The 17,518-nt window shown below is 46.5% G+C and carries 11 protein-coding genes; 4 read left to right on the top strand and 7 right to left on the bottom strand.

Translation table 11 applies throughout. The annotated features are described in order from the left end of the window. Positions 1 to 38: 38 nt before the first annotated feature. On the bottom strand, positions 39 to 944 hold the full coding sequence (locus KDM90_RS13195) for an EamA family transporter (protein WP_212676078.1): 906 nt from the start codon (positions 942 to 944) through the stop codon (positions 39 to 41). A gap of 229 nt (positions 945 to 1,173) precedes the next feature. Here KDM90_RS13195 and KDM90_RS13190 point away from each other — a divergent pair, with 229 nt between their 5' ends. From KDM90_RS13190 to KDM90_RS13180, 3 genes are all read left to right on the top strand, one after another. Then, positions 1,174 to 1,365 (top strand): hypothetical protein, encoded by a 192-nt coding sequence (locus KDM90_RS13190; RefSeq protein WP_212676077.1) that lies wholly within the window; start codon positions 1,174 to 1,176, stop codon positions 1,363 to 1,365. Positions 1,366 to 1,375: 10 nt separating this feature from the next. Further along, entirely contained in the window at positions 1,376 to 2,230 is an 855-nt protein-coding gene (locus KDM90_RS13185; RefSeq protein WP_212676076.1) for an SPFH domain-containing protein, read from the top strand. A gap of 298 nt (positions 2,231 to 2,528) precedes the next feature. Beyond that, a complete protein-coding gene (locus KDM90_RS13180) occupies positions 2,529 to 4,688 on the top strand; it encodes an AsmA family protein (RefSeq protein WP_212676075.1) in 2,160 nt (719 codons plus the stop codon). Positions 4,689 to 4,839: 151 nt separating this feature from the next. Here KDM90_RS13180 and KDM90_RS13175 read toward each other — a convergent pair whose 3' ends face one another. The 4 genes from KDM90_RS13175 to argJ form a co-directional block, all read right to left on the bottom strand. After that, entirely contained in the window at positions 4,840 to 7,890 is a 3,051-nt protein-coding gene (locus tag KDM90_RS13175; protein ID WP_212676074.1) for a TonB-dependent receptor, read from the bottom strand. 437 nt (positions 7,891 to 8,327) lie between these two features. After that, entirely contained in the window at positions 8,328 to 8,762 is a 435-nt protein-coding gene (locus tag KDM90_RS13170; RefSeq protein ID WP_212676073.1) for an NUDIX domain-containing protein, read from the bottom strand. A 135-nt stretch (positions 8,763 to 8,897) separates the two neighbouring features. Beyond that, positions 8,898 to 9,767, bottom strand: a complete 870-nt coding sequence (locus KDM90_RS13165) for an ATP-binding protein (protein ID WP_212676072.1) — start codon at positions 9,765 to 9,767, stop codon at positions 8,898 to 8,900. 5 nt (positions 9,768 to 9,772) lie between these two features. After that, a complete protein-coding gene (gene argJ, locus KDM90_RS13160) occupies positions 9,773 to 11,011 on the bottom strand; it encodes a bifunctional glutamate N-acetyltransferase/amino-acid acetyltransferase ArgJ (protein ID WP_212676071.1) in 1,239 nt (412 codons plus the stop codon). Positions 11,012 to 11,244: 233 nt separating this feature from the next. Here argJ and KDM90_RS13155 point away from each other — a divergent pair, with 233 nt between their 5' ends. Beyond that, positions 11,245 to 12,954, top strand: a complete 1,710-nt coding sequence (locus KDM90_RS13155) for a cation:proton antiporter domain-containing protein (RefSeq protein WP_212676070.1) — start codon at positions 11,245 to 11,247, stop codon at positions 12,952 to 12,954. Between the two features lie 59 nt (positions 12,955 to 13,013). Here KDM90_RS13155 and KDM90_RS13150 read toward each other — a convergent pair whose 3' ends face one another. Both KDM90_RS13150 and KDM90_RS13145 read right to left on the bottom strand, forming a co-directional pair. Then, on the bottom strand, positions 13,014 to 16,100 hold the full coding sequence (locus tag KDM90_RS13150) for an efflux RND transporter permease subunit (protein ID WP_212676069.1): 3,087 nt from the start codon (positions 16,098 to 16,100) through the stop codon (positions 13,014 to 13,016). Next, positions 16,097 to 17,356, bottom strand: a complete 1,260-nt coding sequence (locus tag KDM90_RS13145) for an efflux RND transporter periplasmic adaptor subunit (RefSeq protein ID WP_212676068.1) — start codon at positions 17,354 to 17,356, stop codon at positions 16,097 to 16,099. Before KDM90_RS13145 ends, KDM90_RS13150 begins: the two co-directional genes overlap by 4 nt. Positions 17,357 to 17,518: the final 162 nt, after the last annotated feature.

Raw genomic sequence — 17,518 nt, 5'->3', positions numbered from 1 at the left:
TTCAAATCGTGCATCATCGCAAAAGCAAAAAGTCGAAATTAGAAATTTCCCAGCGCAATCACACCGATTGCGATACAGATCGCGCCTATTATGCGTTGGATGCGATCGCCTTCATCCAGTAAATGACCGCCAATTAGAGCGGCAAACAACATTGACACTTCACGTGCTGGGGCGACATGACTCAGCGGCGCCGCCTGCATCGCGTACAAAACTAAAACATAAGAAATAGGGCTGATCGTTGCTACGACCAATGCATATTTCCATTCTTTACGCCACGAATCACGCGTGGCCTGTCGATCCCTCAGTAAAGCTGGAACCAACAAGGCTACACGGGCAAAGTTACCAAAATAGTCAACCAAAATTGGTGACAACATCAAAATTTTAACGGCATAGCCATCCAAAACTGTGTAAGCCGCGATGAAAAGTCCAGTGAACATCCCATAAAAAATGCCCTTCCGAATCCGCAACTGGGCGTTGTGCTGATCGACCGACCCCGCTCCTGCTTGGCGTAGCGCCAAGAGCAAACGTGGACCACCTGCAATCAGAAAGACGCCGCCGACGACTGCTAACACACCAACGCCACCAATCACACTTAGTCGTTCACCCAAAAAGACGATAGCAATGCCTGACGAAATCAAAGGACCAGAACCGCGCGCCAAGGGATAAACTACCGTCAAATCCGCCTTGCGGTATCCACGCAATAGGGTAATGAAATACAAAACATGCAGCACCCCGCTCGCACAAATAAAGGTCCATTCTTTCCAGCCCCAAGATGGCACAACATCCCAACCGACGTACAAACCAACAGGCGCCCATACCACTGCCATTAGCAGCGCCGAAAATCCGGCAAAGCGTACGTCTCCGCCAGCTTTTTTAGCAGCAATATTCCAAAGCGCATGAATAAGACCAGCGAGGATAACCAACAAGAATGCGGTGAATGGCACGATAGCCCTGACGTAAAAGGTGGGGAGAAAGGGGCTCAAGTGTAACAAAATATCTACTCGTCAGTCGTGCGCAAATTTGGTGGACCCGCCTCGCTAGCAGATGTAGCAATATGTGCGTCCGGTGTTATCGACGTGGAATTACCTATGCAGATCCTGCCAAGTGCCAATACACTGCAATTCTTTTCTGCATTACGAATGAAGTGAATCACATTTTTTTAAAGGAGGCCTCATGCGGCACTTTTTTTTGTTGTTAATTAGCGGCCTTGCCATGTATGGCGTATGGCAGCTGACCTCACCACTGATCAGACAAAATGCAACAAAGACGATTTCCAAACATGCCTATAGGCTATTCATATTTATAGGACTATTGCTGCTACTTCTCATAGCGGCTTATTACACACCAGCACTGCATTTACTTTAATAAAGGACCCATGATGAATACAATCAAAAATAAAACGCTCCCATTATTTGTTTTGGGGCTCGTCACGTTACTCTCCGCTTGTACACAGATTGATACCGGTAACGTCGGTGTTGAGAGGACTTTGGGCAAGGTTGGGAAAGATGCACTTCCACCTGGTGTCTACTTTACAGTGTTTAAAACAGTTGATGAATTTACTGCCAAGGAAGTGAGCTTTCAACTGCAAGATATGACACCCAAGAGTCGCGACAATCTCACGATGAAAGACGTGGATATCGATATCTATTTTAAGACTATGCCTGCTGCAATTCCTACGCTTTACACTAAGTATCAAGGTGATGTTGTACAACACAAGCAAGTCGTTAAAGATGGCAGCAGCGATTTAGTGATGGCATACAGCCGAGTGTCGCGCGAAGCACGAGAAGCTGTATACAAATCCGTTGCTCAATTGGACGCAACGACAATGCATACTAAACGTACAGAGCTGGCAGAGATGGTGCGCGCAAGTTTACAAGCTGAGCTGGATGCTAACGATAAAGGCGCATTTCTTATCACAGCGGTCAACGTCAGGAATCTATTAACTGATCCCGCGATTGAGGCAGCCATCCGACAACGGGCAGAAACCGACCAAGCGATTCAGAAAAAACTGAAGGAAGTGGATCTCGCACGGGCTGAAGCGGAACGTCTTATCGTGCAAGCTGAGGGCGAAGCAAAAGCCAACAAAATTATCAGTGAATCCTTGACGCCTGCCCTGAAAGAACTGCGTCTTGCGGAAATCCATCGCGATGCCGCGATTGCAGTTGCATCGAAAGCGGGAAATACTGTACTGATGGGCAACGCCACTCCCTTAATCAACGTCAACAAGTAATCAATTCAGAAATCACTGCTAGCTTTATGAAAGCGAAGCTAGCAGTGCTAGCATACCCCTCCCGCCGTCGACTCTCGCATCAACATTTAACAGATTCCATTTTCCGATAATGCTATGATCGCTTGTGCCTGACGTTGCAAATAAAATTGCAGCTATCCTTGCATGTCAGAGCGAAGACCCATTGGCACCCTCGCTTGCACGAGATTGAAACATCATCGATCGAGCTAATGAGGAAACGCATTCAGGTCAAATTAGTACTGACACTTCACTGATTAAATCGCATTTTTCGGGAAACACTATGAAAAAGCCACTCAAAATTCTCGCTGTTTTTGTTGCTACCATCTTGCTTATTCTCGGATTGGGCATCGCTTACCTTAGCTTCATTTTTGACCCGAACCAGTTCAAATCGCAGTTGGTCGAATTTGTTAAAGAGAAGCATCATCGCGACTTGAGCATTGAAGGTCGGATTCAACTTCAATTTTTTCCCAAATTAGGCGTCAGTTTAGAAAAAGTTCAACTATCCGAGTTCGACTCAAAAGAAGTCTTTGCGAAATTAAATCAAGCCAAGATTTCACTCGCATTAATGCCACTATTGCAAAAGCAAATCGTCGTCGACAAAATCGCGGTGGACGCCTTGCAATTAAGTTATCACCGCGACCCAGCTGGTCGAACCAATATCGATGATTTGATCGGAAAGGAGACCAAGAAGGACACAGAGACCGGTGACACCACAAAAAATCAAACTATGCGATTCGATATAGAAGGCATCGCGATTACCAATGCTGAATTCGCGATTGATGACCAAAAGTCCGATCTTAGAGGAAAAATCACTGGCTTAAATCTCACAACTGGGAAAATTGCCGATCAACAAAAGGCACCGGTGAGTTTCGATGCACAACTTCAGTTTGAGCAGCCCAAAGTCAATGTGAAGACAAATTTCAATACGATTGTCAGTTTTAATGCCAATTCGAAGACAGTCATCCTAGAAAATCTAACAACGCTCATCAACGGCCAATTCGATAAAGAAAGCTTGGATTTACAAGTCGAGAGTAAGCAAATTAAACTACATAGAGAACAAACTGCGAGTGAATTCATTTCGTTAAAGGCCAAGTTCGGTGGCACCCAGACGATCAAATCGGATCTCGCGATTCACCAGCTTGATTTGAAAGACGAACAATTACAAATCGGACGACTCGAACTCAATGCATCTGCCCAACAAGGCAATGCGTCGAAACAAATTGAGTTGCAGACACCAGTCAATATGAATACCCGCACACAGGTAATCGACTTGTCGCAGCTCGCTGTGCAATTAAAACTTCAAGACCCTGCAATGGGGCAGCCTCAAATTATCGTACCGATCAAAGCTCGCGCAGAGATTGGGCTGAAGGACAAATATCTGAAAAGTCATATCGATGCAAAATTCGACGAAAGCAGCTTACAGGCCAAATTGGAAGTCCAAGATTTTTCCTCTCCAACGATTAATTTCACGATGAATCTCGACCGGATCAATTTAGATCGCTATGTGAAGTCGAAGGAAAATACAGCAACAACCGAGGATAAGCCAGAACAAGATCTCAAACTCGATAGTTTGAAAAAAATCAAATTGGATGGCGCGATCAAAATTGGACAATTGCAGGTCAAAAATTTACATATTGAACAAATTCAGCTGCCTATCAGATCACACGATGGGGAGTTCACCATGAACGGTATCGCGGCGAAACTATACCAAGGCTCAGTCGCAGGAAACATGCGTTTTCAAGTTGATGGCAATCAATTTGAAATGCAACAGAAGCTCAGTAGCATTCAAATCCATCCTTTGTTGATGGACTTTATGAGCAAGGATATTGTTGAAGGAAAAGGTAACTTAAATTTACAAATTAAGACTCACGGAAAACGGGTCAGTCAATTTAAAGACAATCTAAATGGCACCATTCATACGCAACTCGTTGACGGTGCGGTGAAAGGCATCAATCTAGCGAAGTCTCTACGTGATTTCAAAGCGAAAATCACCAATAAGACCGACCAACAACAAGCAGCAAACAAAAATGAGAAGACAGATTTTTCAGCACTCTCGGCCTCCATCGTGTTTATCGATGGAATCGGCAACAGCGATGATCTCGACATGAAATCACCATTTTTGCGAGTTGGAGGGAAAGGAAGAATCGATCTACGCGCGAGCAATCTTGACTATACCGCGAAAGTCACCGTGGTCAATACATCCGCTGGTCAAGACGGTGCCGATCTTTCTCAACTAAAGGACATTTCCATACCGGTACGCATCAGCGGACCATTCGACAAGCTTGGCTATCAAATTCAATTTGCGCAAATTGGCAGTGAAGCTCTGAAATCCGCATTCAAAGCAAAGGCAGCACCGGTCATTGAGGAAAAGAAGAAGGAACTAAAAGAAAAGGTGAACGAACAGCTAAAAGACAAATTGAAAGGACTATTCGGAAAGTAATCGTCTCTCTATTCGGCGACAAAAATGAGATGACGATACACGCTAGTGGCCGCCATCTCCTTAACTTATCGACCAACAAAAAGCGCACCGTGAGGCACGGCGCGCTTTTTTTATTTTAGATCATGCACAGGTGCGGATCGATTCCCAAGGATCAGAAATCATAACGCGCGGCAATCCTCGCTGAACGCGGACTTTGGTAGCTGCTTGGTAAGCCGTAATTTTTGTTGACACGACCTGCTCGTTGCGTCGCTCGGCTATAGTCTTTGAATTCATTAATTGTCTGCTCTGTTTGGAAATTGAAGACATTAAAGATATCCAAAGTGAAGCTGAGAATTCCTTTCTCAAGTTTCATTTTGTACGTGCCGCTGAGGTTGAGGTTTTTTGTCCATGGCAGGTTACCCAGAGAGCCGCGTGGAACGAGTGAGCTTTGCGCAATCGTATTTTTGGGATTGAGCAAGTCCGGCGCAAATTGGCCATTCAAGCAGTAGTAGCTATAGCCGTAGCTTCCCGAGCCACCTTTGGTTGTCTTTCCATCGGCACCGTAGTAATCAAAGGCTGCATTCGGTGTGCCAGGAATAGGTACATTGCCTAAACAAGATTTGGGGCGACCGGACACCAAGCTGCTATTGAATCCGACTGAAAATGCATCATTGATTGCATACGAACCAAATAACTTGATTGAATGCGCACGTTCATTCGGCGTCGGCCCATAAATCCCATCGGTACCAGAAGCGAAGTCGAATTCAGAAGTCACGCCTGCATCGATTTGATCATTATTTGACGATACATACCCTTCCGATGTACCGCGGCTACGTGAGTAGGTGTACGAACCTGACATACCCCATTTGCCGTCAAACGGGCGATCTAAAGTGAACTGTAAATCATTGTAGGTCCGTTCGTATTTTGCCAATTTAATGTAACTACTTGGAATCGTCACAGCTTGCAATACGCCGTTGTTGGCAACATCAATGTTCAAATTCAAATCACGGCCTGGATTCATCAAGACACATGTTGCCAAGGTGTTGGGATTAAACTTAGTGTACCCTTTGTCTTTCATAAATTGACCGATGCCAGTGGTTCCGCAGAAATCATCCATACCATCAGTCACTTTACGATGATTGAATTTCATACCAAAAGCGAGGTTTTTCGAGATCGCCTGTTGGAATCCTAAGATAAATTCAAATTGCGACATAGGACGAAGCTGGGTATCGGCAACTGTTCCAGGATTCGGTTCACGGTCACTACCAATGAGTTCAGCAGCACCGACCTCTGGTCCCAATGTAATTGGCGCAGCCGTACGCGGATCTTTGCCTGTGAAGGTATAGAAACGATGATGTGTGTATTCATATCGCGTTGCCCGGACATTGGTATTCGAGGCGACCGGAATATAGTAACGACCTAAGTTACCAAAGATCTTGGTCTCGCCATCACCAAACACATTCCATGCTGCACCAATACGTGGCGCCAGGAGATTGTCCGCTTTGACAAAACTCTTTCCGCTATTGGTTTGATTGTCGAAAGATTCCCAGCGTAAGCCGGTATTAATCAAGATATCTTTATTGACCTTCCAGCTGTCTTCCACAAACTTCGCAACATTGATCACGTCGAAGACGCCAGAGCCGCTCGCGGCTAAACGCACACGCACAAATTCTTCACCGGGCTTCACGACGTTAGGGACATTGTTAACCGTACCATCTGTGCTCTTGTAGTAACGATAGTAGATACCACCACTAGACTGTACGCTGCCGGCTTGTGAGGTCGTAAATTTTTGTGCGTCATAGCCAGCTCGCAGCGTATGGGATCCCCAATTGTATTCCAGATCAAGGCGTCCCGATTTACGCAAATCACCATCGGGTGGGGCTTTCGGATCTCTCTCAGAGCCATTGTTATTGGGATCGTAGCACCCCATAGGATTTAATTGCCAATCCAAGACCCATGGACAATCGCGACCTTTTTGATTTTTATTGGTACGGATTTCGCTCAGACTCTTTACTTGCCCAAGTTGCGCAGAAATATTGAAGTTATCGGTCAGATAGCCAGTATATTTCCCCATCAGAGCATTCGAACTTGATTCGAACTCCTGATGATCTGGTGCACTGTCTCGCAGCAGAGAATAGTCAATCTTATTTGTATAAATATCGGAATAGCGTGATGGTTTGTTTGAAAGCGCAGTCAATTCAAAACGATGATCTGGACTCAATAAATAATCAATCTTCAAGATCCCACTTGGACGCTCACTGTGCCCTTTCGTATTGGTGGTGCGATCGTAGGTATCTGAATTGTTGATGCTGGTATTGAGCAAGCCGAATACGAATAATTTATCGCGAATGATAGGTCCGCCTAAATACACGTTTCCTGTCAAAGTTTCGCTCCTATCATTACTTGCAAACGAGACATAGCGAGTCGGCGCCGTATTGGTTCCATACAATTCTTGATCGACAATATTTTTCGATTTGGCACGTAAAATCGATGCCGGTGTGAAATACACCGAGGCACCACCTTTCCATGTATTGGTGCCGCTCTTGGTCGTCATCGCGATCACACCACCCAAAGAACGACCATATTGCGCACCATAGCCACCCGACTTGACTTGTTGCTCTGCGATCGCTTCAAACGGTAAATTAATGTATGAAACAAAGTTTCGGATGTTGGTAACGTCAAAGCCATTGATATAGTAGGCGTTTTCCGCTACTGACGCCCCGCCAATAGAGGCCAAATTTCCCAAGCCCGCAGAGCCTTGCACAGTACCCGGCGTCAACATCGCAACAGCCGTGGTGTCACGACTCACAGGCAACGCACGAATCTCCGCGGCTGTGAACACCGAATTTGATTCGGTACTGCTCATATCAATTGCGGCACGAGTTCTCGAGCCCGCAACGACGACAACCGCTTTATTATCGAGTGAAACTTCGATCCCCGTTCCAGTTGTCACACTCACTTCGCGCGTAATATTGCCTGAAGTAAGCGAATACCGACCTGGTTGCAACTTGGGAAATACGTAACTACCGTCACTTTCTGCTTCAATATGGCGTTTGTTACCCGTATCCAAATTGACAATAGAGACTTGAGCCTTAGGCGAAGCTCGTCCGTAAATTGAGCCCTCCGAACTTTGCGCGATTGCCAAAGTAGCAAAACACATACTGACTGCCAACGCAATTGCCGTTCGCTGCGCAAATCCGGCTTGTTTCTGATGGTTTTTCATTGTAATCCTTTCTTGTGTTTTTATTGAAGTTCCAAAATATGAAAGAAAAATTTCATACCAGGAGTCAATATATTAAACAGCAAGAATGGTAGCAACAAGGAATTAAAATAGTTTTTTCACTATACTTAATAGATAGAAAGGAAGTATCCCATTCCAGCAACAAGTTTTTCTTAACGTCCTTGAATTATTTTTAATGACTTCATTTTAGCTAGAAATTACAGAAACTTTTTTGCAAATTGAAGGTCGTGATGAATCGCTTTTCGGGCAGGTATTACTACTGAATTATGAAAATAATATTTCATCCTAAAAGTGCGCTATTCTTCATCGCTTACAATATTTTATAGCCTTGCAAGTATCGAATCTGGCAACAGTAATTGGGAATGCACGCAAATTAAAAGTAAATTCGAACAAGATCTATTGTCCAAACCCAGATCCTGTCAGACTGAATAGGATGGCGTGACGCGTAGTTCCGCGACAAATTCGAGGAGAGGAATTGTTGCGGGTAGAAGAGGTTCCACAGCGACCGTTCCTTGCCAAGCAAATGCTTGGCCTTCTAGGCTCTGTGGTTCGCCTTCCCACTCACGAGATAGATAAAAATGGAGTCGCACGTGCGCGTGCGGATAGACATACTCAACACAGCACCATGGCTCAGCACTCAAAATACGTATACCGAGCTCCTCCATAAACTCACGTTGAAGTGCTGCGAAAATTTCCTCGCCTTGTTCGACTTTACCTCCGGGAAATTCCCAATAGCCAGCATAGGGCTTTCCTTCAGGCCTTTGGCCAAGCAATACGTCGCCGTTCTGCTTCATCAAAATACCGACCGCAACATTAACTGGCGTGATTTGACTTGGATGATTGGATGCGTTCATGAATAACAATACGCGAGCGTACAAGAAAGGAGGGGGTGCATGATAAGGCTATGTATTCGATAGTCTGATAGATTGCGCTTTGAATTCAATTCAAGGACAAGTTAAAAAAATCAAAAAGCTTGAAAAATCGCTTTACTAGGGGGAATTTAAACGACCCGCGTAATCACGTGCGAACTGCCAAGCAACCCGACCAGAACGCGAGCCACGTTGCAAGGCCCAGCGCAAAGCTTCAGCACGCGCCGTCTCAATTTGTGCTGTTGTACATGCGAAGCGACTTAACCAATACCCCACGATATCAAGGTAATCCTCCTGCTTAAATGGATAAAACGACACCCATAATCCGAAACGTTCCGATAGCGAGATCTTTTCTTCTACCGTCTCGCCCGGATGCAAATCGCCATCATCGGCATGATGATAACCGGCATTATCGGACATCTTTTCTGGCATTAAATGACGTCGATTTGAACTTGCGTAAATTAAGACATTCTCTGTTTGTGCCGCGATACTTCCATCAAGCGCTACCTTTAAAGCTTTATACCCTGGCTCACCTTCCTCGAACGAAAGATCATCGCAAAACAAGACGAATTTTTCTGGGCGTTCGGCGATCAACTCGATGATGTCCGGCAAATCGGCCATATCCGCTTTATCAACCTCAATCAGACGCAGACCTTGGCTAGCAAATTCGTGCAAACAAGCCTTGATCAAGGAAGACTTACCTGTGCCACGCGCACCAGTCAACAAGACATTATTGGCAGGCTTGCCATGTACAAACTGACGCGTATTTTGTTCGATTAATTTCTTTTGCTGTGAGACGTGCTGTAGGTCATCAAAACTAATTTTGGAAACGTGCTTCACAACTTGCAAATAAGCCTGCGTACCACGCTTGCGCCAACGGAACGCTGTTCCCGATTCCCAATCGGGAATCGATACGACCTCCGGTAACAGCGCTTCAACGCGGTTCAGCACTTGCTCCGCGCGCAATAAAAAATGATCGAGTTGTGACATACGTGTTAAGAGCGATAATCAGCATTAATCGACACGTAGTCGTGCGACAAATCACAGGTCCAAACCGTCGCTTTCGCAAGACCACGCGCCAATTTGACACGAATCGTAATTTCACTTTGTTTCATCACGCGCTGTCCATCCTCCTCCCGATAATCAGGATTGCGTCCACCATTTTTGGCAACCCAAACATCGTCTAGATAAAGATTTAATTTACTCACATCCAAATCATTCACGCCAGCATAACCAATCGCTGCCAAAATGCGGCCCAAATTCGGATCGGATGCAAAAAAGGCGGTCTTTACCAAAGGCGAATGGGCGATCGAATAAGCGATTTTGCGACACTCTTCGACGTCACTGCCCTCTTCGACTGCAATGCTTATAAATTTGGTAGCACCCTCACCATCTCTTACGATCATATGCGCTAACTTTTGTGACAAAGCAATCACCGCATCCGCTAAGGCCTTATATTCTGGGGTATCAATTTCATTGATTTCTAAAGCAGAGGTTCCAGTTGCAATCAACATAAAGGAATCATTCGTCGAAGTGTCGCCATCAATGGTGATGCAATTAAATGACTGATCTGCGGCTTGCTTAACCAAATGATCAAGAACGGGTTGTGACACTTTCGCATCCAACGCCAAGTAACCCAACATGGTCGCCATATTCGGTTTAATCATCCCTGCGCCTTTGCTGATCCCGGTCATCGTCACCGGGATTCCATTTATCACAATTAAACTCGAAGCCGCCTTTGGCTGCGTATCAGTTGTCATGATCGCTTCCGCTGCGGCAAACCAATTATCTTCGGACAAACTTGCAATCGCTGCCGGCATGCCAGCGATCAAACGGTCAACTGGGAGTTGTTCGAGAATGACACCGGTCGAAAATGGCAAAATTTGAGACGGCTCACAACCCAAGTATTCTGCTAAGGCAGTACAGGTAGCATTAGCTGCAGCCAATCCAGCATCGCCCGTCCCCGCATTCGCATTTCCCGTATTCACGACCAAAGCGCGAATCGGGCCAACAGCCATGTGAGGACTTTCCAGATGCGCTTTACACACTTGCACAGGTGCTGCGCAAAAACGATTCGTGGTGAAGACACCAGCGACAGTTGCGCTCGGAGCTAATTTCATCACCAGCAAATCTTTTCGATTTGCTTTACGAATACCGGCCTGCGCGTAACCAAGTTCAATACCTTTAACCGGCTTCAGATCGGCCGCGAGTGGAATCGGAGAATTAACTGCCATGATGAAAGTCCTTGAGTGGAAAACAATCCGTTATTGTAGGATATTTTGCTGCGAATGTTGCCCAACATTAAAAAATGCAGGGAGGAAAATAGGCCTAAAAAAGTGATTGTCTCCTAAAAAAATGCTTACAAACAACAGTGTTACAATCTTTCCTACTGCATCATCTCTGTCGGTTAGGTTCGCTTAGATTGCACTGGTATCGCAAACACAGTTTCATCAGAAAGTGACAAGCTATGACTCATGACATCTCGCTCATTACGACCTTAGCTGCGGGTTTCGGCGTCGCATTGGTTTTTGGTTTCATTGCTGAAAAAATCAAATTACCTGCTTTAGTTGGCTATCTGGTTGCAGGAATTTTGATTGGACCCGCAACGCCCGGGTTTGTTGCTGATGGGGAAATTGCCTCGCAACTTTCAGAAATTGGTGTGATGTTGTTGATGTTTGGTGTCGGGCTGCACTTTTCTTTGCAAGATTTGCTCGCAGTCAAACGAATTGCACTTCCCGGTGCCATTTTACAAATGAGCTTTGCCACTGGACTCGGTATGCTCATGGCGTGGTGGTTTGATTGGAGTTTCGGAAGTGGCTTGGTTTTTGGTTTATCGTTGTCGTGCGCCAGTACGGTCGTGTTGCTGAAAGCCTTAGAATCGCGCGGGATTCTTGATTCAATGAATGGAAAAATCGCCGTAGGCTGGTTAGTCGTTGAAGACTTGGCCACCGTACTATTCTTAGTTTTGTTACCTGCCCTCGCTGGTGTGCTTGGAGGATCGCCGCTGCCAGGATCAGAAGATAGCTCGATCTGGATGGCGCTAGGCAAAACACTACTGCAAGTTATTGCCTTTATTGCGCTGATGCTTCTGGTCGGACGTCGCGCATTGCCTTGGCTATTGTGGCAAGTCTCCCGTACTGGTTCCCGAGAGTTATTTACCTTGGGCGTGATCGCGTGCGCAATCAGTATTGCCTATGGGGCTTCGGCTCTATTTAATGTGTCATTCGCATTGGGCGCTTTTTTTGCCGGAACTGTCATGCGAGAATCGGAGTTCAGTCACCGCGCAGCCGAGGAATCCCTACCCTTACGCGATGCGTTCTCTGTCTTATTCTTTGTTTCAGTTGGCATGCTGTTTGATCCCGTAATCGTAATGGAACAACCTCTACGCGTATTCGGTGTCGTGGCAATTATTATCTTTGGCAAATCCATCGCAGCTGTCATCTTGGTCATCGCACTACGTTATCCACTCAATACAGCGTTAACTGTCGCCGCCAGCCTCGCGCAAATTGGCGAATTTTCCTTCATTCTAGCTGGCCTAGGTGTCGCATTAGGTCTGATGCCTGCCGAGGGTATGAGCTTAATACTCGCAAGCGCTTTAATTTCCATCGCCTTAAATCCCGTTGTGTTCGCTGCGGTTGAACCGATTCGACATTGGGCTTTAGCCAATTCTCAATTAGCGCGCAATTTGGAACAACGCCAAGACCCCTATGCTGAACTTCCGCAATCAACCGACAATAAGTACCTGCGCGGCCAAATTGTCTTGGTTGGATTCGGCCGAGTTGGGAGGCGCATCGCTGCCGCGCTCGATGCCCGTCAGATTCCCTATGTGGTAGCCGAACAAAATCGAGAATTAGTGGAAAAAATCCGGACTCAAGGAATCGTCGCTGTGTCAGGTAACGCCGCAGATCCTGTCGTATTAGTGCAAGCCCATATCAGCAACGCGGCGATTCTCATCGTCGCCATTCCTGACACCATGCATGCCCGTCAAATGTTAAAAACGGCCCGCACACTCAATCCGAACATTGAGATTATTTTGCGAGCAGATAGTGAAGAGGAAATGCGCATGCTGAAAGAAGATAGCGCCGAGACCGTCTTTTTGGCTGAAGAAGAATTGGCGAAAGGGATGACAAGTCACGTACTCGAGCGTCTAGCAACTGTGTCTTCAAAAAGCGTTTAACAAGTTTGCATCACCACAAGATTCATTCAATCGACCTTGTGGTGACACATCTTCAAACACTAAATTGTGTTGCCAACAATTGGCCCCTTGCCGCTGTATTTGTCTAGTGCCAAATAAATCACAGGGGTAATGAACAGAGTAATCGCTTGCGAGAAAATCAAGCCACCAACCACCGCGAGTCCAAGTGGCTGCCGCAATTCCGCACCAGCACCAAGACCTAAAGCAATTGGTAGCGCACCCACTAAGGCGGCTAAGGTCGTCATCATAATCGGCCGATAACGCTCGATACACGCTTCGCGAATGGCTTCCATCGGTGACATGTTGCGATGACGTTGGGCGTCGAGTGCAAAGTCGATCATCATAATCGCATTTTTCTTGACGATACCAATCAACAACAAAATACCAATCGTAGCGATCAGGGTTAAATCTTTGCCGAATAACTCTAACATCAGCAAAGCGCCGACGGCGGCTGAAGGCAATCCCGCCAAGATTGTGATCGGGTGGATGAAACTCTCATACAAGACACCGAGCAAGACGTAGATCACCAACAAGGCAGAAATGATCAAAATTAATTGTCCCGATTGTGAGTCTTTAAACACGGCTGCATCACCGCCATATGAAGTAATCACAGATGAGGGTAATTTGATTTCCTCTTTGTATTTTTCAATCTTATTGGTGGCATCGCCCAAAGGCATGTCGGGCGCAAGATTGAACGAGACTGTCACCGCTTGCAACTGACCAACGTGATTAATTGCCGTCGGCCCTACCGTCCGTTTCACTGTAGCAAAGCTGGAGATAGGAACCAAGTTACCAGTATTGCTGCGAACATAAATGGCACCGATTGCTGATTCATCTTTCTTATCCTGAGGCGCCACCTCTAAGACGACAGCATAACTATCGACACTTGTGAACAGCGTTGCAATTTGACGCTCGCCAAATGCACTGTACAAAGCAGCACGAATCGCATCAATTCCGACACCGAGAGAATTAGCTCGATCACGATCAATCTCAATCGATGCCTGCAATCCTTTCAATTGAGAATCTGTCGTTACGTCTTTAAAGCCAGGATCATTTCGTAACTTATCTTGCATTTTAAATGCCCAGCTACTTAATTCGCTCGCATCCACACTTTGCATGATGTACTGATACTGACTCTTACTAGGACGTCCGCCTAGCTGCAAATTCTGAACAGGCCGCAAAAATACCGTAATACCTGGCACGGCTTTCAATTTATTTCGCAAACCTTCCACCACTTCTTTCATCGGCTTACGTTGATTGCGCGGTTTCAAATTAATGAAGCCTCGACCAGTATTTTGCGAACCACCACCGCCGTGAAATGACGAGACCGTCAAGACGTTTGGATCTTCCCGTAAAATCTTCGCGACGCGCTCTTGAAGGACAACCATCGCAGGGAAAGAAGTGTCCTCTGCCGCCTCAGTCGAGACGTTCAGCTGACCTATATCTTCCTCAGGAAAAAAACCTTTAGGGATGGTGTTGAACATATACGCCGTTGCGACAAAGGTGAGCAAAGCGATGAAAAGCACCGACTTGCGATGCGCCAATGCCATATCAAGCCCGCGTGTATAAGCATGCAGGGATGCATTAAATCCACGTTCAAAACTGCGTGTCATCGCCCCCATCCATTTCGATGGCGGCAAGTGTTCGCTCTCCGCTTTCAAAAAGCGACTAGCCAACATCGGGACTAAGGTTAACGAGACAAAAGCAGAGACGATGATCGCAAGACTGACGACCACAGCAAACTCATGAAACAATTGACCAATCACGCCCGGCATAAAAAAGATAGGAATGAAGACGGCGATCAATGAAGTCGAAATCGAGATAATAGTGAAGCCGACTTCACGCGACCCTTTCAAAGCAGCCTCAAACGGGGTCTCCCCCATTTCGACATGACGAATAATGTTTTCCAACATAACGATAGCGTCGTCAACCACGAGCCCCACCGCCAAAGTGATCCCGAGTAAGGAAACATTATCAAGGGTGTAGCCAAATGCCCACAATAAAAATACCGCCCCTACCAAAGACACCGGGAGAGACAGCGCGGGAATAATTGTTGCGACCATGTGACGTAAGAACAAGAAAATCACCACAATGACCAAAAAGACCGTCAACAACAAGGTCAGATTCACATCGTGCAAGGCGTCCCGTACAGAAACCGAACGGTCATTCGCCAATGTGATATTCACAGAACTCGGTAATTGCGCTTTAAAACCAGGAATAGCTGCCTTAATCGCGTCTACAACTTTGACCGTATTCGCATCGGTTTGCCGTTGTATCGCCAGCATGATCGCCGGCTCGCCATTAAAGTTACCGACCGACTTCACGGTTTCGTAGCTATCCTCGACACTCGCCACATCACGCAGACGAACTACTTGTCCGCCTTTATTGCTAACGATAATATTCGCAAATTCGGCAGCGTTTTGTAGCTGCTTGTTGGCGACGATGGTCAAAGTTTGTTTATCGCCATCGAGCGTTCCCACTGGCGCAATAGAATTCGCGGCGCGGATACTACTTGTGATTTCATCAAATCCAATATTACGGCTTGCTAAAGCACCTGGGTCAACCCGGATGCGCACAGCGTACCGACGAATACCAAAAATATTCACTTGCGCGACACCCGCCAGTGTCGATAAATTCGGGGAAATTAAATGCTCTGCGTAATTTGTGAGCTCTGCCAGACTTAATGAGGGAGAAGTCAGTGCCAGCACCAACACAGCAGAGTCCGCCGGATTCACTTTGCGATAAGACGGTAACGAGGTCATCTCTATCGGCAATGCGCGTTGCGCACGCAATAACGCCGCTTGTACATCCACCGCAGCTTCATCGACATTCCGGCTTGCGTCAAATTCCAAAGTCAAAGACGTCGAGCCTAGTGTGCTACTCGAACTAATCGTTGCCAAACCGGGAATCGTCGCAAATTGTTTCTCGAGCGGTAAAGCAACTGATGTTGCCATCGTTTCTGGGCTCGCACCAGGCAAACCTGCACCGACGCTGATAACTGGCGTGTTATAGCTTGGTAGCGCTGCGATCGGGATCAAACGGTAAGCCAAAATCCCAGCGACTACCACGGAAATATTCAGTAAGATCGTCATCACAGGACGACGAATAAATAACTCCGATAAATTCATGATGCACTCGCTGCTGAAGAACTGGCCGCGACACTGGCGCCTGACGATGCTGCGGCTTTCGGATCAACTTTATCGTCCGATTTCTTGGCGGCCTTGCTCTCGCTCTTCGCATCGGTATCGGCACGTTCCTTAACCGGGACCCCAGGACGCAAGTTCTGCTTACCTTCTAGTACGACTTTCATGCCTGCCTCGATGCCAGAAATGATGGCATCATTTTCAAAACTGTATTGCACTTGAACTTTTTTCTGTTCCGCTTTACCTTCGCTGTCGACGACAAATACGCTCACAGAATTCACGCCTATCACCAGCGCATCGCGTGGCACCACGATCACATCTTTCAACGTCAAGACGCTCAAATCAACGTTTGCATAAGCACCGGGCCACAACTTCATCTCTTTGTTCTCAAACACGGCTTTGACTTTGACCGTACCTGAAACCGCGTCAACCACATTGTCGATGAATTGTAATTTGCCTTTAAAACTAGTCTTGTTGTCCGGCAAGCTTGCGACCGCCACACTATCGCCACGCTTCATACTATCCAAGGCGTCGGATAAATTGCGTTGCGGTAGCGGAAATGTAATTGCAATGGGATCCATCTGCGTGATGGTCACGAGCGCGGCACCAGACGTACTTGGTTGTACCAATGAGCCGGGAAACACGTTAATCAATCCGGTGCGACCACTCACTGGTGCCAGAATTTTGCTATAGCCTAAATTCACTTTTGCAGCGGCAACTGCCGCTCTAGCTCCATCGACGACCGATTGTTGTGCCTGTACCGAAGTTTGCGCTGCATCGACGACACTTTGTGCTTGAAATTTTTTCGCAAATAATTCTTTACTGCGCTCCCACTGCCTTTGGTTTTCAGCTAGCGTCGCGAGTTCTTTATCGAGCTGTGCTTGCGCCTTGGCCAAATTCACACTATCCACCCGATTATCTAAAGTGAACAACAAAGTTCCCGCTTTGACAAACTGCCCTTCCTTGATGTGCACTTTATCGATCACACTGCTCACTTGCGGTCTGACCTCCACGATATTCAATGAGGACACTATGCCATTCGCGCTCAACTTAACATCGTAATCTCGTTTTGTCGCCAGTACGGTATTCACAGTTACCGGACGATTTTTTTCCCCTTTAGCACCAATCGTCTGACCAGCAACGATCTCCGTGCCCTCAGTTCCATTTTTTTTCCACATCCAATAAGCGCCTGCAGCAACGGCGACGGACAAAGCAAGTACCGGAATTTTTGCGTTTTTCATATTGATTTGATTGTTCTGGTGAGAGCACTTTAGACAGTTGATACACAGAAAGTTCGATCACTGTGCGCAATTTGAGTGCAAAAAGTCGGTTCAACAATGTGTTACCTAGCTTCTTTTGTAGGCTACACGCAGTCACCGCCAATTTTTTCGAATTTATTGATG

It is taken from the genome of Affinundibacterium fentianense, assembly GCF_018139545.1.
Lineage (GTDB): Bacteria > Pseudomonadota > Gammaproteobacteria > Burkholderiales > Burkholderiaceae_D > Undibacterium > Undibacterium fentianense.
The sequence above is the reverse complement of the archived record's forward strand: the minus strand, read 5'-3'. Positions and strand labels throughout refer to the sequence as shown.